The sequence below is a fragment of the Streptomyces sp. NPDC047072 genome (assembly GCF_040643855.1).
In the GTDB taxonomy this organism is placed as follows: Bacteria; Actinomycetota; Actinomycetes; order Streptomycetales; family Streptomycetaceae; genus Streptomyces.
On record NZ_JBEYVC010000029.1, the window covers coordinates 56,876 to 83,707 of the forward strand.

The 26,832-nt window shown below is 72.4% G+C and carries 25 protein-coding genes and 2 pseudogenes; 15 read left to right on the forward strand and 12 right to left on the reverse strand.

Features of this window, described 5'->3' with window-relative positions:
* Nucleotides 1-242 precede the first annotated feature (242 nt).
* The 3 genes from ABZ896_RS15735 to ABZ896_RS15745 all read left to right on the forward strand — a co-directional run bounded on the left by ABZ896_RS15735 (nt 243) and on the right by ABZ896_RS15745 (nt 5,401).
* Nucleotides 243-2,120 carry an RICIN domain-containing protein gene (locus ABZ896_RS15735; RefSeq protein ID WP_360927983.1) on the forward strand — a complete coding sequence of 626 codons (1,878 nt, stop codon included), beginning with the start codon at nt 243-245 and terminating at the stop codon, nt 2,118-2,120.
* 140 nt (nt 2,121-2,260) lie between these two features.
* Nucleotides 2,261-4,705: a glycoside hydrolase family 3 C-terminal domain-containing protein gene (locus tag ABZ896_RS15740; protein ID WP_360927986.1), complete on the forward strand. Its 2,445-nt coding sequence runs from the start codon at nt 2,261-2,263 to the stop codon at nt 4,703-4,705.
* Between the two features lie 60 nt (nt 4,706-4,765).
* Nucleotides 4,766-5,401, forward strand: coding sequence for a DedA family protein (locus ABZ896_RS15745; protein ID WP_360927989.1), 636 nt, complete (start codon nt 4,766-4,768; stop codon nt 5,399-5,401).
* 60 nt (nt 5,402-5,461) lie between these two features.
* On the opposite strand, the gene ABZ896_RS15750 is transcribed toward ABZ896_RS15745, so the two are convergent.
* Entirely contained in the window at nt 5,462-5,989 is a 528-nt protein-coding gene (locus tag ABZ896_RS15750) for a gamma carbonic anhydrase family protein (protein WP_360927992.1), read from the reverse strand.
* A 124-nt stretch (nt 5,990-6,113) separates the two neighbouring features.
* On the opposite strand from ABZ896_RS15750, the gene ABZ896_RS15755 reads away from it, so the two are divergent.
* Complete coding sequence (locus ABZ896_RS15755; protein ID WP_360927995.1) at nt 6,114-6,863, forward strand: acyltransferase; 750 nt, start codon at nt 6,114-6,116, stop codon at nt 6,861-6,863.
* 119 nt (nt 6,864-6,982) lie between these two features.
* Here ABZ896_RS15755 and ABZ896_RS15760 read toward each other — a convergent pair whose 3' ends face one another.
* Nucleotides 6,983-7,840 carry an EamA family transporter gene (locus tag ABZ896_RS15760; RefSeq protein ID WP_360927998.1) on the reverse strand — a complete coding sequence of 286 codons (858 nt, stop codon included), beginning with the start codon at nt 7,838-7,840 and terminating at the stop codon, nt 6,983-6,985.
* Between the two features lie 93 nt (nt 7,841-7,933).
* On the opposite strand from ABZ896_RS15760, the gene ABZ896_RS15765 reads away from it, so the two are divergent.
* Nucleotides 7,934-8,506, forward strand: a complete 573-nt coding sequence (locus tag ABZ896_RS15765; protein WP_360928001.1) for an XRE family transcriptional regulator — start codon at nt 7,934-7,936, stop codon at nt 8,504-8,506.
* A gap of 20 nt (nt 8,507-8,526) precedes the next feature.
* Nucleotides 8,527-9,084: a YbaK/EbsC family protein gene (locus tag ABZ896_RS15770; RefSeq protein ID WP_360928004.1), complete on the forward strand. Its 558-nt coding sequence runs from the start codon at nt 8,527-8,529 to the stop codon at nt 9,082-9,084.
* 15 nt (nt 9,085-9,099) lie between these two features.
* Here the strand turns inward: ABZ896_RS15770 and ABZ896_RS15775 are convergent, their stop codons facing one another.
* Entirely contained in the window at nt 9,100-10,185 is a 1,086-nt protein-coding gene (locus tag ABZ896_RS15775; protein WP_360928007.1) for a cation diffusion facilitator family transporter, read from the reverse strand.
* A gap of 63 nt (nt 10,186-10,248) precedes the next feature.
* On the opposite strand from ABZ896_RS15775, the gene ABZ896_RS15780 reads away from it, so the two are divergent.
* The gene (locus ABZ896_RS15780) at nt 10,249-10,608 is read left to right on the forward strand and encodes a metalloregulator ArsR/SmtB family transcription factor (RefSeq protein WP_360928010.1); all 360 of its coding nucleotides are present in this window, start codon (nt 10,249-10,251) and stop codon (nt 10,606-10,608) included.
* Here the strand turns inward: ABZ896_RS15780 and ABZ896_RS15785 are convergent.
* The 6 genes and pseudogenes from ABZ896_RS15785 to sulP all read right to left on the reverse strand — a co-directional run bounded on the left by ABZ896_RS15785 (nt 10,583) and on the right by sulP (nt 16,370).
* Nucleotides 10,583-10,822, reverse strand: coding sequence for a hypothetical protein (locus ABZ896_RS15785; RefSeq protein WP_360928057.1), 240 nt, complete (start codon nt 10,820-10,822; stop codon nt 10,583-10,585). The two genes, ABZ896_RS15780 and ABZ896_RS15785, sit on opposite strands and share 26 nt — an antisense overlap.
* A 22-nt stretch (nt 10,823-10,844) precedes the next feature.
* Nucleotides 10,845-11,123, reverse strand: a pseudogene (locus ABZ896_RS15790) (DUF1353 domain-containing protein); the annotation flags it as partial.
* On the reverse strand, nt 11,120-12,334 hold the full coding sequence (locus ABZ896_RS15795; RefSeq protein WP_360928013.1) for a 4-hydroxybenzoate 3-monooxygenase: 1,215 nt from the start codon (nt 12,332-12,334) through the stop codon (nt 11,120-11,122). The gene ABZ896_RS15795 and the pseudogene ABZ896_RS15790, both read right to left, overlap by 4 nt.
* Nucleotides 12,335-12,422: 88 nt before the next feature.
* Complete coding sequence (locus tag ABZ896_RS15800; protein WP_360928016.1) at nt 12,423-14,060, reverse strand: APC family permease; 1,638 nt, start codon at nt 14,058-14,060, stop codon at nt 12,423-12,425.
* A 124-nt stretch (nt 14,061-14,184) separates the two neighbouring features.
* Complete coding sequence (locus ABZ896_RS15805) at nt 14,185-14,592, reverse strand: CoA-binding protein (RefSeq protein ID WP_360928019.1); 408 nt, start codon at nt 14,590-14,592, stop codon at nt 14,185-14,187.
* Between the two features lie 68 nt (nt 14,593-14,660).
* Complete coding sequence (gene sulP, locus ABZ896_RS15810) at nt 14,661-16,370, reverse strand: sulfate permease (protein ID WP_360928022.1); 1,710 nt, start codon at nt 16,368-16,370, stop codon at nt 14,661-14,663.
* A gap of 323 nt (nt 16,371-16,693) precedes the next feature.
* On the opposite strand from sulP, the pseudogene ABZ896_RS15815 reads away from it, so the two are divergent.
* Nucleotides 16,694-17,371 (forward strand): annotated as a pseudogene (locus tag ABZ896_RS15815) (universal stress protein).
* 49 nt (nt 17,372-17,420) lie between these two features.
* On the opposite strand, the gene ABZ896_RS15820 reads toward ABZ896_RS15815, so the two are convergent.
* The 3 genes from ABZ896_RS15820 to ABZ896_RS15830 form a co-directional block, all read right to left on the reverse strand.
* The gene (locus ABZ896_RS15820; protein ID WP_360928025.1) at nt 17,421-18,173 is read right to left on the reverse strand and encodes a GNAT family N-acetyltransferase; all 753 of its coding nucleotides are present in this window, start codon (nt 18,171-18,173) and stop codon (nt 17,421-17,423) included.
* 144 nt (nt 18,174-18,317) lie between these two features.
* A complete protein-coding gene (locus ABZ896_RS15825) occupies nt 18,318-18,920 on the reverse strand; it encodes a hypothetical protein (protein WP_360928028.1) in 603 nt (200 codons plus the stop codon).
* A 70-nt stretch (nt 18,921-18,990) separates the two neighbouring features.
* Nucleotides 18,991-19,566 carry a TerD family protein gene (locus ABZ896_RS15830; protein ID WP_360928031.1) on the reverse strand — a complete coding sequence of 192 codons (576 nt, stop codon included), beginning with the start codon at nt 19,564-19,566 and terminating at the stop codon, nt 18,991-18,993.
* Between the two features lie 148 nt (nt 19,567-19,714).
* Between ABZ896_RS15830 and ABZ896_RS15835 the strand changes: the two genes are divergently transcribed.
* From ABZ896_RS15835 to ABZ896_RS15865, 7 genes are all read left to right on the forward strand, one after another.
* Nucleotides 19,715-20,587 carry a squalene/phytoene synthase family protein gene (locus ABZ896_RS15835; protein WP_360928034.1) on the forward strand — a complete coding sequence of 291 codons (873 nt, stop codon included), beginning with the start codon at nt 19,715-19,717 and terminating at the stop codon, nt 20,585-20,587.
* Nucleotides 20,588-20,707: 120 nt separating this feature from the next.
* Nucleotides 20,708-21,028 (forward strand): DUF190 domain-containing protein, encoded by a 321-nt coding sequence (locus tag ABZ896_RS15840; RefSeq protein ID WP_360928037.1) that lies wholly within the window; start codon nt 20,708-20,710, stop codon nt 21,026-21,028.
* 533 nt (nt 21,029-21,561) lie between these two features.
* A complete protein-coding gene (locus tag ABZ896_RS15845) occupies nt 21,562-22,281 on the forward strand; it encodes a hypothetical protein (protein ID WP_360928040.1) in 720 nt (239 codons plus the stop codon).
* Nucleotides 22,278-22,820 (forward strand): histidine phosphatase family protein, encoded by a 543-nt coding sequence (locus ABZ896_RS15850; RefSeq protein WP_360928043.1) that lies wholly within the window; start codon nt 22,278-22,280, stop codon nt 22,818-22,820. The genes ABZ896_RS15845 and ABZ896_RS15850 overlap by 4 nt, the downstream gene beginning before the upstream one ends.
* 37 nt (nt 22,821-22,857) lie before the next feature.
* Nucleotides 22,858-23,484: a YigZ family protein gene (locus ABZ896_RS15855; protein WP_360928045.1), complete on the forward strand. Its 627-nt coding sequence runs from the start codon at nt 22,858-22,860 to the stop codon at nt 23,482-23,484.
* Between the two features lie 92 nt (nt 23,485-23,576).
* Nucleotides 23,577-24,740 (forward strand): exonuclease SbcCD subunit D, encoded by a 1,164-nt coding sequence (locus ABZ896_RS15860; RefSeq protein WP_360928048.1) that lies wholly within the window; start codon nt 23,577-23,579, stop codon nt 24,738-24,740.
* Nucleotides 24,737-26,832, forward strand: a 2,096-nt coding sequence (locus tag ABZ896_RS15865) for an SMC family ATPase (protein WP_360928051.1), incomplete at its 3' end; no start/stop codon positions are given. The genes ABZ896_RS15860 and ABZ896_RS15865, both read left to right, overlap by 4 nt.

Genomic DNA, 26,832 nt, shown 5'->3' on the forward strand with positions numbered 1-26,832 from the left:
GTGCATCAATTGTGCGAAGGTGAGCGCCCCCCGGGAGCCGAACCGCAGCTGACGCGGCGTAGGTATGCACCAATCAGGCACCTGCTTTCCGACGGACGGGCATATTCATGCCGTCTGCGGCTTGGAAGGAATTTGGCCCAGTGCAATCCGCTTACCCTCCACGACCTCCTTACCCGCCGCGGCCCGGATCGAGTCCGGGTGAGTCGGACCGTACTCTTCTCGCGCGGCTGGCCGAGAACGCCGTGGATGCCCATGCCGTCGCCCTGTTGATGGCACGGCACTGGCGGGCCACGTACGCATACGCGGTCATCTGCCTCGCCAGTACGTCCAGTTCGGCGGAGATGGCGGCCGCCGCGGCCTTCCACCGGGTGCTCGGACGAGCGGGGGACGGGGCGCTGCGTCCACAACTCCTGACAGCCGTAAGGGAGTTCGTCAGGGAGTGGGCCGCGGACGACGGAATTTCCACGGCGCTGCCGGAACTCCGCAAGACGATCGGCGGCCGCGGTCTGCGCGCCGCGCGCCCGGTCACCTCCGAAAGGCGGCAGCTCGCCGAGCGCGCATTCCGGGCCCTTCCGGGAGCCTCTCAATGCCTGCTGTGGCACACCGAGGTCGAGGCCGAACCCATATCCGTACCGGCCGGTCTGCTGGGGGTGGACACCGGCCGTGCGGCGGCCGCGCTGGAACAGGCACGCGAGCAATTCCGCACCGGGTGTGTACGGGCCCACCGGGAACTCGCGCCGACCAGCGAATGCCGTTTCTACAACCGTCTCCTGGATGTCCCGATTCGCCGGGGAGGGGCGCTGTTGCCCGATGTCCAGGAACACCTGTCGGAGTGCCGGTACTGCCGCCATGCCGCGGAACAGCTCAGCCATTTCGAGGGCGGACTGGAGGCACTGCTCGCCGAGACGGTCCTCGGCTGGGGCGCCCACCGCTACCTCGACTCGCGGCCCGGCCGCGGCGGAACCGAACAGACGGCCGCCGCCCGTCCACGCCCCGGCGGCCGGCACCGCCCCGAACCGGCCGGACTCCTCGACCGTCCGCGCCGGCACGCCAAGGCCGTCCTCGTGGGCGCGGGCGTGACCTCCCTCGTCCTGCTCGCGACGGTCCTCGTCGCCAGGGGCTGGTCCGACGACGGCACTCCCGGGCCGACCGCCACCTGGGGCGCGGTCAGCAACAACACCGTGCTGCCGAGTCCCACGGAGGTCTCGCGGACCGCCGGGTCGCCCTCCACCGCCTCGATGGGCGACCCCGTCGAGGTCGGCCACGGCAGGCTCCGCAGTGCCGACGCGGGCCTCTGCCTCGACGCCCGCGACGGCCGCATCGCGGACGGCTCCCGGGCGGTGCTCGCGCCGTGCTCCCCGGCGGGCACCCAGCAGTGGTCGTACCAGGACGACGGCCTGCTGCGCAGCGCCGCCGACCCCACGCTCTGCCTCGCCGCGGACGCGGAGAAGAAGACCGTCGCGGTCGCCGACTGCCTCGTGCACTCCGGCGAGGTGCGCTACGACCTCACCGTGCGCGGCGAACTGCTGCTGCGCCGCGGAAAGGGGCTGCTCGTCGCGCCGGGCACGGGCGACGACGTCGTCGTCACCGAACGCGACGGCTCGGCGGGGCAGCGGTGGGAGCTGGAGGTCGCCGGTCCGGGTGGGCAGGGGCAGGGGGGTGCGCTGTCCGGTGGGCCGGGGGAGCCTCCTGGTGGCTCCGGCGGGGCGGGTGGTCCCGGTGGTGCGGGCGATCTCGGTGGCGCCGGGGGTGCGGGTGGCCCCGGGGGTGCGGGTGGTTCTGGTGGCGCGGGTGGTTCCGGTGGTCCGGACGCCCCGCATCTCGCCCCACCGCCCGGTGCCGGTGGTCGTCCCGACAGCGCTCCCGAAGGGCAGTCGGCCCCGCAGGAAGCGCCGTCGGAGCAGTACGAGACGCGGGTCGCCCAGGTGGACGGCCCGGGGTCGGGCCCCGCCGACCCGGCGGAGGGGGTCGGGTCGGCGGTCGGGGGCATCGTCGAGGGTGCCGGGTCGGGGGTCGGCCGTGGGGTCGCGGGGGCCGGTGCGGCGCTGGGTGGCGTCGGGAAGACGGCCACAGCGGTGACCGCGCCGGTCACGAAGGTGCTCGACACTGTGCTGCCGTAGCGGCGGGAGAGGGCGGGGCCGCTCCTTCGGGGGCGGCCCCGCCCTGGTGTGTCCGGGTGGGCGCGCATCGATTGTCAGTCACGCACTGTAACTTCGTGATGACTCGTAGTGCGATCCGCCTGTCGAAGGAGTGCCGCCCCATGACCGAACCCGTCAGCCGGAGGTCCGCCCTGCGTCTGCTGGGCGGCGCGATCACCGTCGTCGCGGCGGTCACCGGCGGCTCGTCGGCGCACGCCCGCGCCGACTCGCGCGTGGAGGAGCTGATCGCGCGGCTCACCCTCGACGAGAAGAGCTCCCTGCTGCACGGCGCGACCGACCCCGAACCGCTCGGCCAGGCGGGATACGTCCCTGGAGTGCCCCGCCTCGGCATCCCACCGCTCAGACTCGCCGACGGCCCGGCCGGTGTCCGCGTCACGAAGCACGCCACCGCCCTGCCCGCCCCCGTCCTGCTGGCCTCCGCCTTCGACCCGGACCTGGCCCGCCGCTACGGCGGGGTGATCGGTCACGAGGGCCGCGCCCTGGGCCAGGACGTCCTGCTCTCGCCGATGGTCAACCTCATCCGCACCCCGTATGCGGGCCGCAACTTCGAGACCTTCAGCGAGGACCCGCTCCTGACCGCCGACCTGGTCGCCGCCGAGATCGAGGGCATCCAGGCCGAGGGGCTCGTCGCCACCGTCAAGCACTACGCCGTCAACAACCAGGAGAAGGACCGCATGTCGATCGACGTACGCGTCGACGAACAGACCCTCAACGAACTGGAACTGCGCGGCTTCGAGGCCGCCGTCGCCGCCCGCGCGGGCGCGGTGATGGGCGCCTACAACAAGGTCAACGGCACCTTCGCCTGCGAGCACGAGGAACTCCTCACCGGCGCCCTGCGCGCACGCTGGGGCTTCGACGGCTGGGTCATGACCGACTGGGACGCCGCCCACAGCACCGGCGCGGCCCTCGAAGCGGGCCTCGACATGGAGATGCCGAACGGCAGGTACTTCGGTACGGCGCTCAGGACCGCCGTCCGCGACGGCAGCGTGTCCGAGCGGCACGTCGACCGGTCGGTGCGGCGGATCCTCACTGTCATGGACCGCTTCGGCCTCCTCGACGAGAGCCGCCCGGCGCGCCCCGGGCGCGACGCGAAGGCGGGCGCGGCCGTCGCCCTGGAGGTCGCCAAGGCGGGCGCCACCCTGCTGCGCAACGCGGCTGGCGCCCTCCCTTTGACCGGCAAGGACAGCATCGCGGTGATCGGCCCCACCGGAAAGCTCCCCTTCGTCAGCGGCGGCGGCAGCGCGCATGTCGTCCCCACGCGCGCCGACAGTCCTCTCGACACGATCACCGCGCGCGCGGACGGAAAGGTCACCTACACCCTCGGCGAGGACCTCTACGGCAAGCGGATCCCGACGGCGGCGCTGAACCCCGCCCTCGACAGTGAGGGCGAAGGAGTCGACGCCGGGAAGACCTGGACCTACGACGGGACGCTCACCGTCGCCGCAGCCGACGAGTGGACCTTTGTCGTCCACTACTCCGGCGCACCCGACGCCCGCCCCAGGATCTCCCTCGACGGCACCGACCTGTTCCCGCTCAAGCCGGGCTGGACGGAGTGGTCCGCGGGCGGTCTGGTCTCGGCCGCGCCCGACGGTCTCCACGTCCGCCGCGCCACCGTGCGGTTGACCGCGGGCGCCCACCGGCTGCGGATCACCGCGAAGGGCGGGGGCGCGGGACAGCTCTTCCGGCTGCGGCACACCACAGGGGCGACCCGGAAGCGGGACCTCGCGGCGGCGGTGCGCGCGGCCCGTGCCGCCCGCCAGGTCGTCCTGTTCGCCCACGAGGACGCCACCGAGGGCCAGGACCGCACGACCCTCGCCCTCCCCGGCCACCAGGACCGGCTGATCGAGGCTGTGACGGCGGCCAACCCGCGCACCACCGTCGTCCTCAACACCTCGTCCGCGACCGCGATGCCCTGGCTGGAGCGCACCGGCGCGGTGCTCCAGATGTACTACCCGGGCCAGGAGGGCGCGGCCGCCACAGCCGCCGTCCTCTTCGGCGACTGCGACCCCGGCGGACGCCTCACGCAGTCCTTCCCCGTCGACGACGCCCACCACCCGGTCGCCGGGGACCCCCGCCGCTATCCCGGAGTCGACGGCACCGAGGAGTACTCCGAGGGCATTCACGCCGGCTACCGCTGGTACGACCAGCAGGGCGTACGGCCGCTGTTCGCCTTCGGCCACGGGCTGTCGTACACCGTCTTCGACTACGACGACCCGGACGCACGGTGGCACGAGCAGGGGCTGGACGTGAGCTTCACCGTCCACAACACCGGGGCGCGCGACGGGATCGCCGTACCGCAGGTGTACGTCGGGCCCTCGCCGGACCTCCGGCTCGACCAGGCGGTACGCGTGCTGGCCGGATACCGGCGGCTCGCCCTGAAGGTGGGGGAGGAGCGGCGGGTGACCGTGCGCGTCGCGGCCCGGACGCTGTCCTCGTGGGACGCGGAGCGGCACCGGTGGGTGCTGGGGAGCGGGCGCCGGACGGTGTGGGTCGGGGCGTCGGCGGAGGATCTGCGGCTGCGGACGGGGGTGAGCGTGACCCGATAGGCTGCCACGGCGCGCGCCCGCACGGGCGTGCGCCCCGAACACGAATCTGGAGGACCGGCGTTGCACGTCCAGGAGTGGCTCGACACGGTGCCCGCGGCCGCGGTCTATGCCCTGGTGGGACTGGTCATCGGTCTGGAGAGCCTGGGCATTCCGCTGCCCGGCGAGATCATCCTGGTGTCGGCCGCCCTGCTGTCCTCGCAGCACGACGGGATCAATCCCGTGGTGCTGGGCGCGTGCGCGAGTGTCGGGGCGATCGTCGGGGACTCCATCGGCTATGCGATCGGGCGCAAGGGTGGGCGGCCGTTGCTCGCGTGGCTCGGGAAGAAGTTCCCGAAGCACTTCAGTGAGGGGCACATCGCCACGGCCGAGCGGTCCTTCGAGAAGTGGGGCATGTGGGCGGTGTTCTTCGGCCGCTTCGTCGCGCTGCTGAGGATTTTCGCGGGGCCGCTCGCGGGTGTGCTGCGGATGCCGTACTGGAAGTTTCTGATCGCCAACGTGCTGGGTGGGATCGTGTGGGCCGGGGGGACGACGGCGGTCATCTACTACGTCGGGATTGTCGCCGAGTCGTGGTTGAAGCGGTTCTCCTGGTTGGGGCTGGTGGCCGCCGTGTTGATCGGGGTGGCGTCGATGGTGGTCGTCAAGCGGAAGGCGGCGAAGGCGAATGCTTCGCGGGAGACCGTGGGGGTTTCTGAGTGATGGCGGGTGCGGGTCGGTTGTGGCTGGTCGCGCAGTTCCCCGCGCCCCTGGCAGGTTGACCTACTCGGTGATTCCTTTGTGGGCTTTGGCCAGGTGCACGTAATGCGTGCCGTTGAGAGTCAAGCCCTGGCGCTCTTCCTCTGTTAGTTCCCTCCGTACCTTTGCCGGGACTCCTGCCACCAGGGAGCCTGGAGGGATCTGCATTCCCTGGGGGACCAACGCCTGGGCTGCGACCAGGGAACCTGTGCCGATCACCGCGCCGTTCAGAACTGTCGCGCCCATGCCGATCAGGCAGTCGTCCTCCACTGTCGCGCCGTGGACCACCGCGTTGTGGCCGACCGAGACGCGTTCGCCGATGGTGACGGGGAAGCCGGGGTCGGCGTGGAGGGTGCAGTTGTCCTGGATGTTGCTCTGGGCGCCGACCGAGATGCGTTCCCCGTCGCCGCGGGCCACCGCGCCGTACCAGAGGCTCGCGTCCGCCGCCAGCGTCACGTCGCCGATCACCGACGCGGTGGGCGCCACGAAGGCCTCCTCGTCGATCTTCGGTTCCTTCCCGCCGATGCCCGTGATCAACGGCTTCTGCGCCATCGCCCTCTCCTCGCCGTGAACGTCGTGAACGTCGTGGACATCCCGCACCGTACGCCATCCGGTGGGGCGAAGATCACAACCCCTCGGCCTCATGGGGACGCCCTGTGCTCAGTACGGTGACTCCGTGCCGAAGAACAGGAACACGTTCTCATCCCGGCGGGGTCGCCTCGTGCAGCGCGCCGTCCACGCGGGCTGGGCCTGGGTGCAGCGCACGGGCTCCGTCACCGCCGAGCGCCCCGGGCGCTTCCGCTTCGGCGCGCTGGGTGCGCACACCCGGCTCGCCTTTCCGCTCGGCACGGTCTTCGGGGAACCGTGGATCCATGTGGGGTCCCACTGCATCGTCGGCGAGCAGGTCACCCTGACCGCCGGGCTCATGCCCGACCTCGACCTCGGTCCCGAGCCGATCCTGCGCATCGGCGACGGGGTCGTCCTCGGGCGCGGCAGCCATGTCATCGCCGACACCACGGTCACCATCGGCAGCGACTGCTACTTCGGGCCGTACGTCTATGTCACGTCCACGAACCACTCGTACGACGATCCCCACGAGCCGATCGGCAAGCAGTGGCCGCGGATGGAGCCGGTGTCGATCGGGTCGGGGTGCTGGGTCGGGACCGGTGCGGTGATCCTGCCGGGGGCGCGGATCGGGCGGAACGTCGTCGTGGCGGCCGGGGCGGTGGTGCGGGGGGTGGTGCCGGATCACTCCGTGGTGGCGGGGGCGCCGGCTCGGGTCGTACGGCGGTGGACCGTGGAGGAGGGGTGGCAGCCGCCGTTGCGGACGCCTGCGCCGGTCCCTCCGGGGGGTACGGCGGAACAGCTCAACGCGTTGGCGGGGCTTGACGAGGAGCAGTTGGCGAGGTTGGCGGAGCTGGACTGATGTGCCTATGGGGGTGCCAGGTCTCTTTGTCCGGCGGGTGCGGGCTGGTGGGGGCTGGTCGCGCCCACGCGGCGGAGCCGCAAATGGATACAGCCCCGCGCCCCTAGGGAGTTGGAGGGTCAGCCGGTTGCTAGGAGGACCGTGCCTACCAGAGCCAAACCCGCCCCCGCCGCCTGCAGTGCTCGTAGGCGTTCGCTCAGGAAGCCTCGGGCGGCCAAGGCTGTGACCACCGGGTAGAGGGAGGCCAGGACCGCGGCCACGGTGATCGGGCCCAGGCGGGCGGCCACGGAGTACATGCCGTTGGCGGCGACGTCCGCCAGGCCGACGAAGGTCAGTGCCGGGAGAGAGGGCCAGGGGAAACCCGTGGGCGGGAGTGCGGGTGTGCCTCGCTTCACCGAGACGTAGAGGGCCGCGCCGCCCACCGTCACGTTGATCAGGCGCTGCACGAACAGGGCGAGGAACAGGCCCGTGACCGTCGTGGACGACTCCGCGATCAGGGCGAAGACCGTGCCGAAGCCGAGGGCCGCGATCAGGGTGAGGAGGATCGCCTGGCGTTGTACGGGGGCCCCGCGGAGCTGGGGGCCGCCTGCCAGGACGACCCCGGTGACGGCCACCGCGATACCCGCGACCTGGATGAGGCCCGGGCGTTCGCCGAGGAAGAGGCCGACGCCGACGGGGACCGCCACGCTCAGCGTGCCCAGCGGGGAGACGACCCCCATGGGGCCGAGCGCGAGTGCCTTGTAGAAGCAGATCAGGGCGACCGGTCCCGCGAGGCCCGCCGCGCCCGCGAACCACAACCGGGGGCCCGCCTCGCTCCAGCCGCCGGTCGCCACCACGATCGCGCCGAGTACCACCGCCGCGATCGCCTGCGAGACCACGACCACCGTGAGGGCGGGGACGCGCCGGGCCAGCACACCGCCGCCGAAGTCGGCCAGGCCCCACAACAGGCTGGTGGCCAGGGCGAAGAATGCTGTCACTGGTGGCCTCGCAGTACAGTTCGGTGGACGAGCGGGTGCACCCCACCGTAGTTCATCAAGTTGTACTGTGTCCTACAAAATATTGGACGTGACGTGTCGGACCTCGACCTGCTGACCCAGTCCCTGGCGCGCAACGTCAAGCGCTGGCGGACCGAGCGCGGCTTCACCCTGGACGTGCTCGCCGCCCGTGCCGGCGTCAGCCGCGGCATGCTCATCCAGATCGAGCAGGCCCGGACCAACCCGAGCCTCGGTACGGTCGTCAAGATCGGCGACGCCCTTGGGATCAGCATCACCACGCTCCTCGACTACGAGCAGGGCCCCAAGGTGCGGATCGTCCCGGCCGACCAGGTGGTGCGGCTGTGGCACACCGACGCGGGCAGCTGGAGCCGGCTGCTCGCGGGCGCGGAGGCGCCCGGCCCGCTGGAGATGTGGGAGTGGCGGATGATGCCGGGGGAGAGCAGCCACTCGGATCCGCACCCCGTCGGCACGGTCGAGATCCTTCACGTCACCGAGGGCGAACTGACCCTCACCGTCGAGGGGTTGGAGCACCGCGTGCCCGCCGGGGCCAGCGTCACGTTCGAGGCGGGCACCGAGCACGAGTACGCCAACCGGGGGGACGTGCCCGCGCGGTGGATGCTCGCCGTCTCGGTGCCGGCCGTGTCCTGACCGGCTGTTAGCGTGCGGTCATGGACGCACCGATCGGACACTTCGACCACGCCATCCCCGCCCCCGACGCCCTCGACGAGCTGACCCGCCCGGTCGCCGACGCCGTACGCCACTGGAGCGGCGGCGTCCTGGCAGAGCAGATCGTGTACGTCGACACCGACCCCGAGTGGGCCGACACCGCGGTCTTCGTGGAGCACTACGGGCGGGAGTTGCTGGAGCGGTCGGCCAACTGCGTGGTCGTGGCGGGGAAGCGGGGCGGTGAGACCACGCTCGCCGCGTGTGTGGTGCTGTCCACCACCCGGGTCGACGTCAACGGGGTCGTACGCCGCCAACTCGGCGCCCGCAAGGCCTCGTTCGCGTCCATGGACACGGCGACCGGGGAGACCGGCATGGAGTACGGCGGCATCACCCCGATCGGACTCCCCGCCGACTGGCCGCTGTTGGTGGACTCCGCCGTCGTGGACCTGCCGTACGTGCTGGTCGGCAGCGGACGGCGGAGGGGCAAGCTGCTGGTACCGGGGAAGGCGTTCGCGGAGTTGCCGGGGGCGGTGGTGATCGAGGGGCTGGGGACGGCCTGATCCCGCACCCCTCCCTCAGGCGTTCGCGTGATGCGCCAGCGCCCCGTGCGGGTCCGCCTCCCCCGGCGCCGGTGCCGGATCCGCGTGGACCAGGGCCGCCGTGAGTTTCGGTACCGCGTGCAGGAGGGCGTGTTCGGCGTCGACCGCGATCGCGTGGGCCTGCCGTACCGTCGCCTCGCCGTCCACCACGACCGCGACCTCCGCGCGCAGCCGGTGGCCGATCCAGCGCAGCCTCAACTCGCCGACCCCGCGCACTCCTTCGACCTCGTGCAGCGCCTGTTCGGCCCGGTCCACCAGCGCCGGGTCGATGGCGTCCAGCACCCGCCGGAACACCTCGCGCGCCGCGTCCCGCAGCACCAGCGCGATGGCCGCCGTGATCGCCAACCCCACGATCGGGTCGGCGAGTTGCCACCCGAGGGCCGAGCCGCCCGCGCCCAACAGCACGGCCAGCGAGGTGAATCCGTCCGTACGGGCGTGCAGGCCGTCCGCCACCAGCGCGGCCGAACCGATCTCCCGGCCCACCCGGATCCGGTACCGCGCCACCCACTCGTTGCCCGCGAAGCCGACCAGCGCGGCGACGGCGACCGCCGGGACGTGCGCGACCGGACGCGGGTCCAGGAGCCGGTCGATCGCCGCCCATCCCGCGAAGGCGGCGCTCGCGGCGATGGTCAGCACGATCGCGATGCCCGCGAGATCCTCGGCCCGGCCGTAGCCGTAGGTGAATCGCCGGGTGGCCGCACGCCGGCCCAGGACGAAGGCGATGCCGAGCGGTACGGCGGTCAGCGCGTCCGCGGCGTTGTGCACCGTGTCGCCGAGCAGCGCGACGGACCCGGAGACGACCACGACGACCGCCTGCGCGAGCGCCGTGACACCGAGCACCGCGAGGGAGACCCACAGGGCGCGCATGCCGCGCGCGGAGGACTCCATAGCGGAGTCGAGCTTGTCGGCGGTCTCGTGGGAGTGCGGGGTGAGGAGGTGGCCGAGACGGTGCCGGAGGCCGGGGCGCGGGGCGTGGTGGTGGGCGTGGTCGTGCCCGTGCCCAGGGTGTTCATGGCCGTGTGTGTGCCCGTGGTCGTGACGGTGCTCGTGCCGGTCGCTCACGTGGTGCCCCTTCCGGTGCGCGCGGGAGTGGACGTACCTCGCCCACCGAGCCATTATGTGCGTATGAGCGCACGCATGCACCTGTCACCTGCACACGATGCGCACCCGCGCACCCCCGGCGAGGAACAGTTCGCCCTCGCCGCCGAGATCCTGGCCCTCCTCGGCGACCGCACCCGCCTCACCCTTCTGCACGCCCTGACGGCCGGAGAGGCCGACGTCACGACGCTCACGGAGAAGTGCGGAGCGGCCCGGCCGGCGGTCAGCCAGCATCTGGCGCGGCTGCGGCTGGCGGGCCTGGTGAACACCCGCAAGGAGGGGCGCCGGGTGATCTACACCCTGCGGGACGGCCATCTGCGGCGGCTCGTGGACGAGGCGCTGAACGTCGCGGACCACCGGCTCAGCGACCGACCGGTGCACGACTGACGGGCTTGTGCGCAGTCCGTTCTCCGGGAAGCCCTCCGGCCCGCTCCTCCGCCTTCTCGTCGGGCGCTCCGCTGAGCGTGGGCTTGTTGGCGATGCCCTCCGCCTTCCGCCCGGCGAGCGGGTAGACGAGCCACTCCAGGGCCAGGAAGGCCAGCAGCCAGACGCCGACGACCAGGGCGGGAAGGGCGAGGAACACCACGGAGGGCAGAGCCACGAGCGCCCACGCGCCCCGTTGCCGCAGCAGCGCGCCGGAAGACGCCGTCGGCGTCGGCGCGGTTCACGAACGCCGTCCTGCACAGGAAGTCGTGCAGGATCGCGGCCTTGGTGTAGACGCCGTAGCGCGGAATGAGCCAGACGAGGATCTGGGGGACCGAGGCGAAGTCGGTCGTGAAGCCGACCGGGACGATGAAACAGCTGTCGCGGCCCTCGTAGCGCACCTCCTCCAGGAGCTGCGCGGACTCCCTGGGTCCGGTGTAACGCCGGCGGGGTGGTTTGTCGCGCCGGGGAGGTGTCAGTACGTCGACGCCGTGCCCAGGTACTGCTCCGCGAAGGCCGCCGCCGCTGCCGGGGACGTGAACAGACGGCGCAGGCGGGCGAAGGTGGTGCCGGCCCGGTACTCGTCGCCCGACGACGTGCCGTGGTAGACCTCCGACAGCCACTGGGAGAACTCCTGGTAGTCCCAGACGCGGCGCAGACAGGTCTCCGAGTACGTGTCGAGCCCGCTGCCGTCGCCCTTGCCGAGGTAGGCCACGAGCGCGTCGCCCAGCAGGAACGCGTCGTGGAGGGCGAGGTTCATGCCCTTCGCGGCGATGGGCGCGGTGAGGTGGGCCGCGTCGCCGGCGAGGAAGAGGCGGCCGAACGTCATCGGCTCGACCACGTAGTTGTGCATGTCGAGCACGCGCTTCTCGATCAGCGTGCCCTCGGCGAGGGGCGGGGTGCCGTCCGCCGCGAGGCGTTGCTGGAGTTCCGACCAGACCCGGTCGTGCGGCCAGTTCTCGGGGTCGTCGCCCGGCGGGCACTCCAGGTAGTAGCGGGTGACCTCGGGGCTGCGGGCCATGTGCCCGGCGAAACCGTTCGGATGGATGCCGAACAGCACGCAGTCCGAGGACGGCGGCGCCTCCGCGAGCAGCGCCAGCCAGCCGACGCCGTAGTCGTGCCGGGCGATGTGCACGCTCTCCGGCAGCACCGTACGGGTCACCCCGCGCGCGCCGTCGCAGCCCGCCACGAAGTCGCACTCCACGTGCTCGTACTGTCCGGTCTCCGGGTTCAGGTACGACACCGACGGGCGCGCCGACTCCAGGTCGTGCAGGTGGACGTCGCGTACGCCGAAGCGGATCTCGCCGCCCCGGACGTCGGCGTACTCGCGCACCAGGTCGGTGACGAGCAGCGGTTGCGGATAGACGAAGTGGTGACGGCCCGTCAATTCGCCGTAGTCGAATCGGAATCGGTCTCCGGCGAAACGGAACTCGCACTCGGTGTGCAGCTGGGCCTTTTTCAACAGGGTCTCCGCGAGCCCGCGTTGCTCCAGCCCGCGCACCGCCCACTCCTCGATGACGCCCGCCCGCGGCCGCTTCTCGATGAAGGTACGGCTCTCCGTCTCCAGGACCAGGCAGTCGACTCCCGCGGCCCGCAGGATGTTGCCGATGGTCAGCCCGGCGGGGCCGGCGCCCACGACGACGACCGGAAAGCGCAGTGGGGCACCGGAGTTGGGGGTGGTGGAGGTCACCCGCACATTATGTCGGGGGCCCGTGGACGGCGGGAGGGGAGACGGGGTGCCTCCACACGCGGAGGCACCCCGTCCGCCGTCGTACGCGTCAGTGCGCGGGCGCGTCCGTGACCACGATCTCGTCGATGCTCCGCTCGATCTCCTCGGCCGGGGACGCGGTGGCCCGCGCCCAGTAGTAGATCACCAGGGAGAAGACCGCGATCAGCAGGATGTCCCACCACAGGCCGATGTTTCCGCGCCCGCCTCCGAAGCCGCCCTGCCAGGAGATCACGCCCATGCCCACCAGGTAGACCGGCAGCCACTGCGCGGCCTTCCAGTCCAGGCGGGGAGCGTCGGGCAGGCCCTTGGAGACGGCGTACCAGGCGTAGCCGCCGAGCAGCACATAGCCGAGGACGATCGCCAGGGCGAGCCGCCACAGGGTGTGCCAACCCGCCCAGTAGATGATGAGGTTGGCGACCACGAAGGACACCGGGGTGAGGACCGACCCGGCCGGCAGCCGGTAGGGACGGTCGTGGTGCGGCAGCCGCTGCGCGAAGACGCCGTACGCCAACGGCGCACCGGCGTACATCAGGACGCTCGCGGACGTGATGAAGGAGACCAGCTCCTGCCAGCTCGGGAAGGGCAGGAAGCAGATCACGCCGGTGACGAAGGAGATGGCGAGGCCGAACCAGGGCACGCCGTTGCGGTCCAGCCGCTCGAAGAGCTTGGGCGCGTAGCCGTTCCTGGCCAGTCCGTACGACACCCGGGAGGTCGCGGTGGTGTAGATGAGCCCGGTGCCGCCGGGCGAGATCACCGCGTCCAGGTAGAGCACCACGCTCAGCCAGCCGAGGCCCACGAGGGTGGCCAGGCCCGCCCAAGGCCCGCTGATCCCCGGGTAGTCGAGCTTGGCCCAGCCGTGCGCGAAGGTGCTGTGCGGCAGCGCCGCGATGAACACGATCTGGAGCAGCAGGTAGATGACCGCGCCGATGGCCACCGAGCCGATGGTCGCGCGGGGCAGGTCGCGCTTGGGATCCCGGCTCTCGCCCGCCAGCTGGATGGCCTGCTCGAAGCCGAGGAGGGCGAAGATGATGCCGCTGGTGCTGATGGCGCTCAGCACGCCCTTGGCGCCGAAGGGCGCGAAGCCCTCGGAGTGGAAGTTGGCCGGGTGGAAGTTGCCGGCCGCGATGACGAAGATCGCGGCGAGCGGTACGGCGATCTTCCACCAGGTGGTGGCGCTGTTGGTGTGGGCGAGGGCCCGTACGCCGAGGAAGTTGACGACCACGAAGACCGCCATCAGGACGACGGCCACGATCAGTCCGCTGGTCGTCAGCGTCTTGTCCGCGTGCTGGAATCCCTGCGCCCAGGACCAGTGCCCGGCGTATCCGATCATGGCCTCGACCTCGATCGGTGCCACGGTCGCCGCCTGGAGCCAGGAGAACCAGCCGAAGGACATTCCGGCGAGCCCGCCGAAGGCGTAATGCGGATAACGCGCGGTGCCGCCCGCCACCGGGAACATTCCGCCGAGTTCCGCGTGCACCAGGGCCAGCAGGACGATGGCCACCGCGCCGATCACCCAGGAGATGATCGCCGCGGGGCCCGCCGCGCCGACGGCCTCCTGGGCGCCGTACAGCCATCCGGATCCGATGATGGAACCGACCGACGCCCACATGAGCCCGATGAGTCCGACATCCCGTCGAAGTCCGCGCGGGCTCCCTTTTCTGTCCGGTATCGCGTCGACGCTTACCATAAATTAACGAGCCTCTCACGCAATATGTACATTCGATGTACAAGAGGCTCCAGATTAGGAATGGCCGCCCTTTGATTTGAAGACGGGTGCGCGAGAATTGACTTTTCCGAGGGTAATTCCTGAATCAGTCGAGACGCGGGATCTCGATTGCCGGGCAGCGGTCCATGACCATGTCCAGGCCGGCCGCGCGGGTGCGGTCGTAGGCGGCCTCGTCGATCACGTCCAGCTGGTACCAGACGGCCTTGGCGCCGACGGCGACCGCCTCGTCGGCGACGGCACCGGCCAGGTCGCTGTTGACGAACACGTCGACCACGTCGACCGGGAAGGGGATCGCGTCCAGCGAGGGGTAGCCCTGCTCGCCGTGGACCGTCTCCGCCTTGGGGTGCACGGGCACGACCCGCTTGCCGTAGCGCTGGAGGACCTCCGCGACGCCGTACGCCGCGCGGCTGCGGTTGGTGGACAGGCCCACGACCGCCCAGGTGTCGCCGGACTCGGTGAGGATCTTGCGGACGGTTGCTGCGTCGCCGTACACGACGGGCCTCCTTGCGGTGCGGACGGGCTGCTGTGCAGGCAAACAGCGGGAGGCGCGCGGTGATTCCGTCATTCCGGCCGTTTCTCCAGCCAGGAGTGGTACGCGGTCACGGCCGTCGGCAGGGTCGGGAAGATCAGGTCCGGGCCCACGGCGTCCGCGAGGCCGTACGCCCGGAGGTCGTCGAGGAGGTCCTGCTTGACGCGGGCGAGGGCGAACACCACACCCCTGTCGGTGAGTTCGCGGCGCAGCTCGTCGACTGCGTCCAGCGCGGTGATGTCGACCTCCACGTTCGCCTCGGTGTTGAGGACGAACCACCGGACGGGGTCGGTCTGTTGGTCGACGGCGGCGAGGGCGCGGCGGTGGAAGTCCGCCGCGTTGGCGAAGAACAGCGGGGAGTCGTAGCGGTACACCAGCAGCCCCGGGATGGTGCGGGCCTGCGGGTAGTCGTCGATGTCGTGCATGCCGGCCAGGCCCGGGACCAGCCCCTCGACCGCGTCGTGCGGGCGGGCCACCCGGCTCAGCAGCTCGGCCACCGACAGGCCGACGGCCACCAGCACGCCGTAGAGGATGTCGAGGGCGAGGACCCCGGCCAGACAGCCGAGCGCGAGCAGCAGTTCGCGGCGGCGGAAGGACGCGAGGCGGCGGAAGCCGGCGAGGTCGATCATGCGGACGGCGGCGTAGACGACGAGCGAGCCCAGGACCGCCGAGGGCGACCGGGTGAGCAGCGGGCTGAGGAAGAGCAGGACGGCGAGCACCACCACCCCGGCCACCAGGGAGTACGCCTGGCTGCGGGCGCCCGCCGAGGAGGCCAGCGCGGTCCGGCTGGCGCTGCTGCTGACCGGGAAGCCGTGCAGGACGCCCGCGCCGAGGTTGGCGGCGCCGAGCGCCAGGAACTCCTGGTCGGCGTCCAGTTCGGGGCCGTCGTCGTGGAACGCCCGCGCGGTGAGGATGAAGTCGGTGTACGCCACGATCAGCACGCCGAGCGCGGGCAGGACGAGGTGCGGCAGTTCGGTGAGGTCCGGCCACGCGAACTCGGGGAGCCCCGACGGTACTTCGCCGATCACCTTGAGGCCGTACCGCCCGTCGAGGTCGAGTCCGACGACGGCGGTGATGGCGAGAACGACGGTGAGCAGCGGGCCCGGTACGGCACGGACGTACCGCGACACGGTGAAGAGGAAGGCGAGAGCGGCGGCGGAGAAGACGACGGTGGCCGTGTGGGCGTCGGTCAAGTGCCGCAGGAAGGACCACAGTTGGGGGAGGAACTCATCGCCGGTCGTCTTCACGCCGGTGAGCTTGGGGAGTTGGTCCACGATCATGATCAGGGCCACGCCGGTCAGATAGCCGATCAGGACCGGGCGGGAGAGCAGGTCGGCGAGGAAGCCGAGGCGGACGGCGCGGGCGACCAGGCACAGGAGGCCGACGGTGACCGCGAGCGTGGCGGCGAGGGTGGCGTAGCGGTCGGGGTCGCCGGCCGCTAGCGGAGCGACCACGGTGGCGGTCATCAGGGCGGTCGTGGACTCGGGACCGACCGAGAGCAGGCGGGAGGAGCCGAAGAGCGCGTACAGGGCGAGGGCGGGCAGGATCGCCCACAGCCCGGCGACCGGCGGCAGCCCCGCGACACCCGCGTACGCCATCACCTGCGGCACCAGATACGCGGCCACGGTGACGCCGGCCAGCAGGTCACCGCGGATCCAGGAGCGCCGGTAGCCGAGGAGGGCGGCGGCGCCGGGAGCCAGCCGACGCCACACCGGGACGGGTCTGGCCGTGCTCTGGGACATGCGGGACCTCTCTTCGCGGGGTCCCAGGATCCACCGGGGTGGGCGGAGGCGCGAGGAGGGGGCGGTGGTGCTCGTGCCGGGTGCTCGGGGGCCTGTTGCCCGGGGACGCCGATCAGGGCCGGTCGGCCCCTGGGGAGGGACCCGTGGTCCCTGTCGGCGGACGGCGTCGCGGGCGGGGGCTCGGATCGGAATCCCTGCTCAGGAGGTTCGAACTCTCTGCTCAGGAGGTTCGGAATCTTTGCTCAGGAGGTGGAGATCATGATCCGTGCCGTCACCGGTCTCGTCCGTGCCGCCCTCGGCCCCGGAGCCGGGCGGTGAGCGGCATGGAGTTGCCGGTCGTCGTCGGGGTCGACGGTTCGGCGGTCGCGCTGCGGGCCGAGGACATCGTCGAGTTCGCCGCGTGCCGGGCCCGCGACCGCCGGCCGGACGTGAAGGTGTCCGTGGACGTCGTGCCCGAGGAGCCGGAGTGCACGCTGGTGCGGGAGAGCCGTCAGGCCGCTCTCCTGGTGACCGTCACGAGGGGGCGCGGTGCTGCTGGGCTCGGTGAGCCTGACCGTGGCCGGGCACGCGCACTGTCCGCTGATCGTCGTACGGGGTGAGGAACGGGCCGTGTCGTCGTGGGCGTCGGCAACGAGAAGGCGTCGTCGGCCGCGTTGCGGTTCGTCGTCGAGGAGGCGCGGCTGCGGGGAGCGGAGTCGCTGGCGGTACGGGCCTGGCGGTGCCCGGCGCACGATCCGGCCGACCGTCCACTGCTCACCGGCGAGTCCGCCCACGTGCACGCGCGCCGGGCGGCGGAGGCCCTGGAGGAGGCGCTCGGCGCCGTCCCCACCGACCTGGCCCTGCATCGCCGTACCGTTGAAGGCCGCGCCCCCGACGCAATCCTCCTGGTCGTCGGCACCAGGCGCCGCCCCGGGCACTTCGGGCTCCAGCTGGGGCGGGTGGCCCATGGGGTGCTCCATCGGGCGGACTGCGCGGTGGCGGTGGTGCCGGAGCCGGTGTGAGGGGAGGGGGCGGTTGGGGGCGTGAGCATCGGACCCGGGCCCCGCTGCCTCATACGTCGAGCGCCATGTACAGCCGGGTGCCTCCAGCCCGGTAACCGACACGTTCATAGACGCGCCGGGACCCCTCGCCCGAGCACTCCAACCAGACCGACCGCGCCCCACGGGCGAGCACGGCACCGGTCAGTGCCGCGGTGACCAGCGCGGCGAGACCGCGACCGCGGAAGGCTGGACGGGTCCCCACGGACGTCAGCTCAGCCGTGCCGACGGCCGGCGCCGAGCACGCGCCTCCACCGGTACAACCGCCGTCGGGAGCACGCACGAACCCGACTGCCCCACCGAGTTCCTGGGTGCGCCGCAGGCGGGCCGCGCCCTCGGCGGACGGGGTGAACGCACCGGCGAACGCCTCGGACAGGGCGGTGTCGAGCGCGGCGAAGTCCTCGTCCGTACGGGGCGTCTCGACGACCGCGCCTTCGGTGGACGGCACGGTCAGCGTGGTGGGTGTGCAGACCAGGTACTCGTGGGCCGCCTGGACGGTGAATCCCGTACGGCGCAGGGCCGCCTCCACGGCCGGAGCGGCGCCCGGGGCGAACTCCAGCCGGGGCCGGAGACCGCGTTCGCGGAATGCCGTGATGAGGTCTCTGACGTCCTGGTCGCTCGGGTGGAAACCGGAAACGGGCGTTGCGTAGTTGACGTACGGACTGGTCGTGGCGGGGTCGAACCCGGCGATGAAACCCGCGACTTCGGTTGCGGCGGGGCGGCGGCGGAGATGGGCGACGGTGAAACTCTGGACGTCGATGTCCACGGTGACGGCCTCACGTGTTCGGCATGGCGGTGTACGGCGGTGCGGGATGCGCACCGGGGTGTGGGGCCGCCGTGGAGTGAGGCGCGAGCGTGCGGGCTCGTGGAACGGCTCAGTGTCGGGGGCGGCCGCTGTGGGGCGGCGGGGTCACTGGTTCTGGTCCTTCGCTGGAGGGCGTGCGGTCTGCTCGGGGACAGCGTAGCGGCGTAGGTGGGGGAGCATTCCGTGGGTCAGTAGGGACTGTTGCCAGGTTGCGCGGGCCTGTTCCAGGAGGGCGGGCGGTGTCGAGTTCGGGCGGCGGCGCAGGGCCGTGGTCAGCAGGGCGGTGAGGGCTGCGAGGGTGCCTGCGGCTGCCAGGAGGGTCAGGGTCCAGCCCGCGGTGATCAAGGGGCCCGACAACTGGGGGCGTACGTCGGTGAGTTGGACCGTGTAGCCGAGCGTCAGCAGGACCGCGGCGGATGTCGCGGCCACCAGGGGGGTCAGTACGGCCACGGCGGGCAGCACGCTTCCTTCTGCCGGGGCTTCCTCCTGGGCGGCGGCGCGCAACGCGATGTAGTCGTCGTACTCCTCCCGTGCCGCGGCCGCGATCTCGTCGGCGTCCGTGAGGGCCCGCATCCGCAGCCGCGCGGCCGTCCGCCCGCTCGGATCGGCGGTCAACACGGAACGTACATCAGGGGTGTTGAGCGCCAGGTGCAGGACCGCCTCGAAGTCCGGCCGGTCCTCGGCGCGCAGGCGGAACGGGGTGGTCACGGGGCCTCCTGGCAGGTGGGGGAGAGGAGTCGGGTCCGCCCAATGGAACGGACCCGGTCGCGCGCCGTACTCAGACATGCACCCCGAAGTCCGCCGCGATCCCCGCCAGCCCGGACGCGTAACCCTGCCCGACCGCGCGGAACTTCCACTCCGCACCGGCGCGGTACAGCTCGCCGAAGACCATCGCCGTCTCGCTCGACGCGTCCTCGGACAGGTCGTAGCGGGCGAGTTCGGCGCCGCCCGCCTGGTTCACCACGCGGATGAAGGCGTTGCGGATCTGCCCGAAACTCTGCCCGCGCGCGTCCGCGTCGTGGATCGAGACCGGGACGACGATCCGCTCGACCTCGACGGGCACCGCGGCGAGGTTCACCTTGATGCTCTCGTCGTCGCCCTCGCCCTCACCGGTGAGGTTGTCGCCGGTGTGCTCCACCGAACCGTCCGGGCTGGTCAGGTTGTTGTAGAAGACGAAGTGCCGGTCGGAGACGACCTTGCCCGCCGCGTCCAGCAGCAACGCCGAGGCGTCCAGGTCGAAGTCCGCGCCGGTGGTGGTGCGGACGTCCCAGCCCAGGCCGACCACGACGGCACTCAGCCCAGGCGCCTCCTTGCTCAGCGAGACGTTGCCACCCTTGGACAGGGAAACACCCATGCTTCATTCCTCCACGCACTGTCGGTCCGGGGCCGTTTCGCGACCTCTCAAGTAAATCTACAGCACTGTAGAAATAGGCTGGCTAGGGTGGGGCCGGACGATCGGACCGAGGAACGTGTGGGGCGCAGTGGTGAGTGGGAACCGCAGGTTGGCCGACGGTGCACCTGATCTCGACCTGCGCGCGGACTACTCCGTCGCCGCCCGGGTCTTCGCCCGGCGGATCCTCGCCCACTACGCCGTCGTACGGCTGCTGGTGGCGCCGTCGCTCCGGCCGCACCTGGTCGCCGCGTACGCCTTCCTCGCCCGCACCGACGACCTCGCCGACCAGGGGCCGCTGCACGAGCGGTTGCCGCGCTGGCGGGCGTGGGTGCGTCAGGTCGGCGAGGGGCTGGACGGTGGGCGGGCTGAGGATCCGGTGCTGCGGGCCTTCCTGCACACCGTCGCGGTACGGCGGTTGCCGCACCACTGGGTGCGCAGCTATCTCGACGCCACCGCCGAGGAGTTGCACTTCACCGGGTTCGCCACCGAGGCCGACTTCCAGCGGTACGTCGACCGTCTCGCCCTGCCCGCGCTGATGCTCGTCGAGGATCTTCAGTTCGAAGGGGGTGGCGACGAGCAATTCCGGTCCGGTTGCCGGTCGTTGGCCGAGGGGTTGCAGCGATTGGACTTCCTGACGGACCTCAAGGAGGACCTGGCGGAGGGGCGGTTGTATCTGCCGCAGGAGGATCTCGAACGGCTGGGCGTTACGCGTGCCGCGCTCGAAGAGGGCCAGGACTCCCCGGCTGTACGGGAGTTGGTCGGCGAGACCTGCCTCCGGACCCGGAAGGCCCTGACCGACTCCCGCTCCCTCCTCGACTCGACCCAGCCGGAACTCCTGCGCTTCCAACGGGCGTTGCTCGATCTCGCCGAGCACCAGTTGTCCCGTGTCGAGGGCACGGGGACGTCGGTGACGCGCCGGCCCGTGGGGTACGGCATCCGACGACCGCTCGCGATCCTGTACCGGGAGTGGCGTCGGCCGTAGTGGTGGGGTCAGTGGGGAAGGGGCCGTGCGGTACGTGCCACGGCTCAGCCCCCGGGACCCTGGCCTGGACTGCTGTTCGGGCGTACCGTGCGCAGCATCCCGAACGGCAGGGGGTGGCCGATGACCGGGTACGACACGCTCGCCGCGCGGCTGACCATCCATCTCGACACCTCGGTGCTGTGGCACCACCGCCCCGCCTACGCCGAGCTCGTCCACCGCGCCCACCGCGAGGGCCTGCTCGGCGCGAGCGTCTTCCGGGGTGTCACCGGGTTCGGCGCGGGCGACCCGAAGCCCGGCAAGGGGCCCTGCACGGTCGTCGTCGTGGACGAGGAGCCGCGGCTGCGTTCCTTCCTGCCGTTGGTGGCCGACGTCCTGGGCGAGGCCTCGGCGGTCGCGGTCCTGGACCGGGTACGCATCCACACACCGGGCAACCGCGAGTGAGCCCCGCTTCGCCGTCCCGGCGCGGGCGTCCGTGAGTGAGCCGGCGGTCCGGACCGTGTGCTGTTTCGCCGTTCCCGGGTTCGGGGCCGGGGCCGGGTGAGCGAGCCCGGGTTTCCCGCCGAAGCAACCGGCGTCCGTGAGTGAGCCCGCGGTCCGGACCGCTCCCTGTTTCGCCGTTCCCGGGGCCGGGGCGCGCTGAGTGAGCCCGGCTTTCCTGCCGAAGCAACCGGTCCGGACCGCTACTCGCCTCGCCGTCCCAGATCCGGCACCCGGTGAGCCTCGCGGACCGTGTCGCACCCCGTCTCTCCGTCCCGGAACCGGCGCCTACGCGTGAGCCCGCAGACCGGACTGCCCTCCGTCTCCCCGTCCCGGATCCGGCAGCCGGTGAGCCCGCCGACCGTGTCGCACCCCGTCTCCCCGTCCCGGGCCCGGCGCCTATGCGTGAGCCCGCAGACCCGACCGCACCCCGTTCCCCCGTCCCGAATCCCGTCCCCTTGCCCCCGTCCGGCCGTCGGGCCGCCTACGCTCGCCCCGTGCTGCGCATCATCGACGCCCGAACCGGCGAGCCCGTCGTCGCCGCCCCCGCCCGCCGTGGCCTGACCCGCATCGAGGCCCACGCGCCCGCCTACGACCCCACCTCCCTGCGTGTCCTCCTCGTGGCCGACCTCCTGGTGCGGGCCCTCGAACTCGGCGGCACCCCCGTGTGGTCGCTGCTGACCGGCGAGCACGAGCAGGCCGAACTCCACGCGGGCGCCGCGGCCCTGGGCATCCGGCCCTTCGAGGACCGCCGCGACGTCGGCCCCGGCTGGGGCGAGGCCCAGATCATCCATGTGGTCCGGGCGGACGGGACCGCTCCGACGGACGGGGTGCGGGTCGCCGTCGCGCCCGTCGAGGAGGCGGCGGTCCCGGCGGACGCCGACCCCACCGCCGTACGCCTGGCGCTGCTCTCCGTACGCCGGGACAGGGCCGCACGGCTGGATCCGGCCGCTCTCGGCGAGGCGCGGGAGACCCTCGTACGCTGGCGCCGGTCGGTGGCGGCCTGGGCGCGGCACCCGTCGCGGCCGGTCCCCGAGGAGGTGCGCGGGCGGCTCCGCACCGCCTGGGAGGACGACCTGGACGTGCCCGAAGTGCTGCGCGAGCTGCGCCGGGTCGAGGAGGCCGACGTGCCGGAAGGGGCGCGTTTCGAGACGTACGCCTACGCGGACCGGCTGCTCGGCCTCGAACTCACCCGCGACCTCGGAGCCCCGGCGTGAGCGCGCGCACCGGAGCGGGCCCGCTGCGCCGCCTGGTCGTCCTGCGGCACGCCAAGTCCGCGTGGCCCGACGGCGTCCCCGACCACGAACGCCCCCTCGGCCCGCGCGGCCACCGCGACGCCCCCGAGGCCGGCCGGATCCTCGCCACGACCGGCCTGCTCCCCGACCTCGCCCTGTGCTCCACCGCCGTACGCGCGCGCCGGACCTGGGAACTGGCCTCCGCCGAGTGGGGCACCCCGCCGCCGGTGCGCCTCGACCCCGAGTTGTACGGCGCCGACGTACCGGAGCTGCTGGCCGCCGTCCAGGACACCTCGCCCGAGGTCGAGACTCTGCTCCTTGTCGGCCACAACCCCGGCCTGGAGGAACTGGTCCTCACCCTGGCCGGCGACGGCCTCGACGACACGGTGGAGGAGGTCCGTACGAAGTTCCCGACCTCGGCGATCGCCGTCCTGGCGTGGCACGGGACGAGCTGGCGGGAGCTGGCGCCCGGGACGGCGTTGCTGACAGCGGTGACGGTGGCGCGGGGGAAGCGGCCGTGAGCCGGGGGCACTCCTGACCACGGATTAGGCTGGCCGGATGCAGGACGAGTACCGCACAGTGGCCCGCGCGGGCGTGCACGAGACCGAGGTCAACCGCTCGCGCTTCCTGTGCGCCCTGGCGCCCGCCGCCACCGAGGAGGAGGCCCAGGAGTTCGTCGCGCGCGTGCGTAAGGAGCACGCCGACGCCACCCACAACTGCTTCGCGTACGTCATCGGCGCCGATGCCGCGATCCAGAAGGCGAGCGACGACGGCGAACCCGGCGGCACGGCGGGTGTCCCCATGCTCCAGATGCTGTTGCGCCGCGACATGCGCTACGTCGTCGCCGTCGTCACCCGCTACTACGGCGGCGTCAAGCTCGGCGCGGGCGGCCTCATCAGGGCGTACGGCGGCGCCGTCGGCGAGGCCCTGGACACTCTCGGCACCCTCACCCGCCGCCGCTTCCGCCTCGCCACGGTGACCGTCGACCACCAGCGCGCCGGCAAGCTCCAGAACGACCTCCACGCGACCGGCCGCGAGGTCCGGGACGTGCGCTACGGCGAGGCGGTCACGATCGAGATCGGCCTTCCGGACGCCGACGTCGAGGACTTCCGGCGGTGGCTCGCGGACGCGACGGCGGGCACGGCCGGGTTCGTCCTCGGGGGAGAGGCGTACGGGGACGTCTGACCGGCGGATACCGGTGTGCCCGACCGGTCAAGTCGGGTCGATACGGGAGTAACCGCCCGTGCTGTCAGTCTCGGCCGTTAGTCTCGGGGATCATGCGACTGCTGCACACTTCCGACTGGCATCTCGGCCGGGCGTTCCACCGGGTCTCCCTGCTCGGCGCCCAGGCCGAGTTCGTCGGGCATCTCGTGACGACCGTGCGGGAGCGCGGGGTGGACGCCGTGGTCGTGTCGGGGGATGTGTACGACCGGGCCGTGCCGCCGCTCGCTGCCGTCGAGTTGTTCGATGACGCGTTGCATCGGCTGGCCGACCTCGGTGTGCCTACGGTGATGATCTCCGGGAACCACGACTCGGCCCGGCGGCTCGGGGTGGGGGCCGGGCTGATCGGGCGGGCGGGGATTCATCTGCGGACCGAGCCGCGGGCCTGCGGGACGCCGGTGGTGGTGGAGGACACCTTCGGGGACGTCGCCTTCTACGGTCTGCCCTATCTCGAACCCGCGCTCGTCAAGGACGAGTTCGGGGTGGAGAAGGCGGGCCACGAGGCCGTGCTCGCCGCCGCCATGGAGCGCGTCCGGGCCGACCTCGCCACCCGCGCGCGCGGGACGCGGTCGGTCGTCCTCGCGCACGCCTTCGTCACTGGCGGCGAGGCCAGCGACAGCGAGCGGGACATCACGGTCGGCGGCGTGGCCGCGGTGCCCGCCGGGGTCTTCGACGGCGTCGACTACGTCGCCCTCGGCCATCTGCACGGCAGCCAGACCCTCACCGAGCGCGTCCGCTACTCCGGCTCCCCGCTGCCGTACTCCTTCTCGGAGGCCGATCACCGCAAGAGCATGTGGCTCGTCGACCTCGACGCCGACGGCGCGGTCACCGCCGAGCGCGTCGACTGCCCGGTGCCGCGCGAACTGGCCCGGATCCGGGGGACGTTGGAGGAACTCCTCGCCGACCCCGCGCTTGCCCGGCACGAGGAGGCGTGGGTCGAGGCGACGCTCACCGACCCCGTCCGCCCCGCCGAGCCCATGGCGCGGCTCTGCGAGCGCTTCCCGCACACCCTCAGCCTCGTCTTCGACCCCGAGCGCGCCCCGGACGACCCCGACGTGTCCTACGCCAGACGGCTCGCCGGCCGCAGCGACCAGGAGATCGCCGAGGACTTCGTGGCCCATGTGCGCGGCGCCGGGCCCGATGAGCGTGAACAGACCGTGCTGCGGGACGCGTTCGACGCGGTGCGCGCCGACGACGCCGTGCGGGAGGTGGCGCGGTGAGGCTGCACCGTCTGGAGATCAGCGCGTTCGGGCCGTTCGGCGGTTCCCAGACCGTCGACTTCGACGCGCTGTCGTCGGCCGGGCTGTTCCTGCTGCACGGGCCGACCGGCGCCGGGAAGACCTCGGTGCTGGACGGGGTGTGCTACGCGCTCTACGGCGCGGTGCCGGGTGCCCGGCAGAGCGGCCAGGGCATGACGCTGCGCAGCGACCACGCGGAAGCCGCCACCCGTACCCAGGTGACGCTTGAACTCACCGTCGCCGGGCGCCGGTTGGAGGTCACCCGGCAGCCGCCCTGGGAGCGGCCGAAGAAGCGCGGATCGGGTACGACGCTCGACAAGGCCCAGAGCTGGCTGCGGGAGTACGACGCGGCCGCCGGGGCGTGGAAGGACCTCAGCCGGTCCCACCAGGAGATCGGCGAGGAACTCACCCAGCTGCTCGGCATGAGCCGCGAACAGTTCTGTCAGGTCGTGCTGTTGCCGCAGGGGGACTTCGCGCGCTTCCTGCGGGCCGACGCAGAGGCGCGCGGACGGCTGCTCGGGCGGCTCTTCGACACGCACCGCTTCGCCGAGGTGGAGAAGCGGCTCGCCGAGCGCCGGCGGGCGGCCGAGGCGCAGGTGCGTGAGGGGGACGGCGCGTTGCTGGCCGACGCGCACCGCATGCAGCAGGCCGCCGGTGACGCCATGGAACTGCCCGAACTGGCGCCGGGCGAGCCGGGGTTGGCGGAAGCGGTGCTCGGTGCGGCCGCGGTCGCCCGCAGCACCGCGCGCGAGCAACTGACCGTGGCCCACTGCCGTCTCGCCGCCGCCGAGTCCGCCCAGGCCGCGGCCGAGCGCGCGTTGGCCGACGTACGCGAACTCGACCGGCTGCAACGCCGGTTCGCCCAGGCACGCGAGCGTGCCGCGCTGCTGGAGGAGCGCGTCGACGGCTACCACCAGGCGCGGGCACGCATGGAACGCGCCCGCAAGGCGGAGACGGTCGCGCCCGCGCTCGACCTGCGGGAGGCGGCGGAGGCGGAGCACACGGAGGCGGTACGGGGGGAGACGCGGGCGCGTGAGGCACTGCGGGCGGCGCTGTTCGACGGGGGAGCGGGGCGCTCGGCCGTGCGGGGCGCCGACGCGGACGGAGCCGCTGTCGCGGGGGCGGTGCGTGGCGGTGCGGGGGCGGTGCGTGGCGGTGCGGAGGCGATGTGCGCCGGGAACGCCGGGTCCGGTGCTGCTGAGCTCAGCGACGTCGGCGCCGATGCCGATGCTGCCGGGCCGGCCGACGCCAGTGCCGGTACCAACACTGTCCCCCTCGCCGCCGCCAACTCCACAGGCCTCCCCGACGCCGGTGCCGCCGGTCTCGCCGCCGCGGCCCGGCGGGCCGTAGAAGAGCTCGGTGGGCTGGAGTCGGCGCGGCGGGCCGAGGGGCGGCTCGCCGAACTCGACGGTGAGCGTGCGGATCTGGACCGTCAGGAGCGGGCCGACGAGGACGTCCTCCAGGAGGCCGAGGCGTGGCTCGCCGGGTGGGAGGAGACGCGCGCCGGACTTCAGCGCCGTATCGAGACCGCCCAGGCCGCCACCACCCGGGCCGAACAGCTCGGCGTGCAGCGCGATCCCGCGCGGCGGCGGCTCGGTGCCGCCCGGCAGCGCGACCAGTTCGCCGGTGACACCGACGCGGCCCACGCGCGCGTGCTCGCCGCCCGCGAACAGGCCACCGGCGCCCGCGCCCACTGGCTCGACCTCAAGGAACAGCGCCTGAACGGCATCGCCGCCGAACTCGCCGCGAGCCTCGTCGACGGCGAGCCCTGTGCCGTGTGCGGCGCCACCGCACACCCCGCACCCGCCCGCAAGCCCGACGGCCACGTCGACCGGGAGACCGAGGAGCGCGCCCTCGCCGCATACCAGCGCGCCGACGAGTACCGCGCCGAGGAGGAACGGCGCCTGGGCGTCGTACGAGAAGCGCTCGCGGCCGCCACCGCGGAGGCCGGCGACACCCCGACCGCCCGACTCGCCGAAGAGTACGACGAGTGCCCAGATCGGTGTCCTGCCAGTCGAGGTTGGGGGCGCGGACGACGGTCCGGGCGTCGCGCGCCACCAGACCGGGCACCGCC

Excerpts from the sequence above, each read along its gene's own strand:
- sulP (WP_360928022.1), bottom strand. The coding sequence starts at position 16,370 with ATGTCCCAGAGCACGGCCAGACCCGTCCCGGTGTGGCGTCGGCTGGCT.
- ABZ896_RS15800 (WP_360928016.1), bottom strand. The coding sequence starts at position 14,060 with ATGGTAAGCGTCGACGCGATACCGGACAGAAAAGGGAGCCCGCGCGGA.
- ABZ896_RS15740 (WP_360927986.1), top strand. The coding sequence starts at position 2,261 with ATGACCGAACCCGTCAGCCGGAGGTCCGCCCTGCGTCTGCTGGGCGGC.
- ABZ896_RS15860 (WP_360928048.1), top strand. The coding sequence starts at position 23,577 with ATGCGACTGCTGCACACTTCCGACTGGCATCTCGGCCGGGCGTTCCAC.
- ABZ896_RS15750 (WP_360927992.1), bottom strand. The coding sequence starts at position 5,989 with ATGGCGCAGAAGCCGTTGATCACGGGCATCGGCGGGAAGGAACCGAAG.
- ABZ896_RS15830 (WP_360928031.1), bottom strand. The coding sequence starts at position 19,566 with ATGGGTGTTTCCCTGTCCAAGGGTGGCAACGTCTCGCTGAGCAAGGAG.
- ABZ896_RS15780 (WP_360928010.1), top strand. The coding sequence starts at position 10,249 with ATGAGCGCACGCATGCACCTGTCACCTGCACACGATGCGCACCCGCGC.
- ABZ896_RS15855 (WP_360928045.1), top strand. The coding sequence starts at position 22,858 with ATGCAGGACGAGTACCGCACAGTGGCCCGCGCGGGCGTGCACGAGACC.
- ABZ896_RS15840 (WP_360928037.1), top strand. The coding sequence starts at position 20,708 with ATGACCGGGTACGACACGCTCGCCGCGCGGCTGACCATCCATCTCGAC.
- ABZ896_RS15770 (WP_360928004.1), top strand. The coding sequence starts at position 8,527 with ATGGACGCACCGATCGGACACTTCGACCACGCCATCCCCGCCCCCGAC.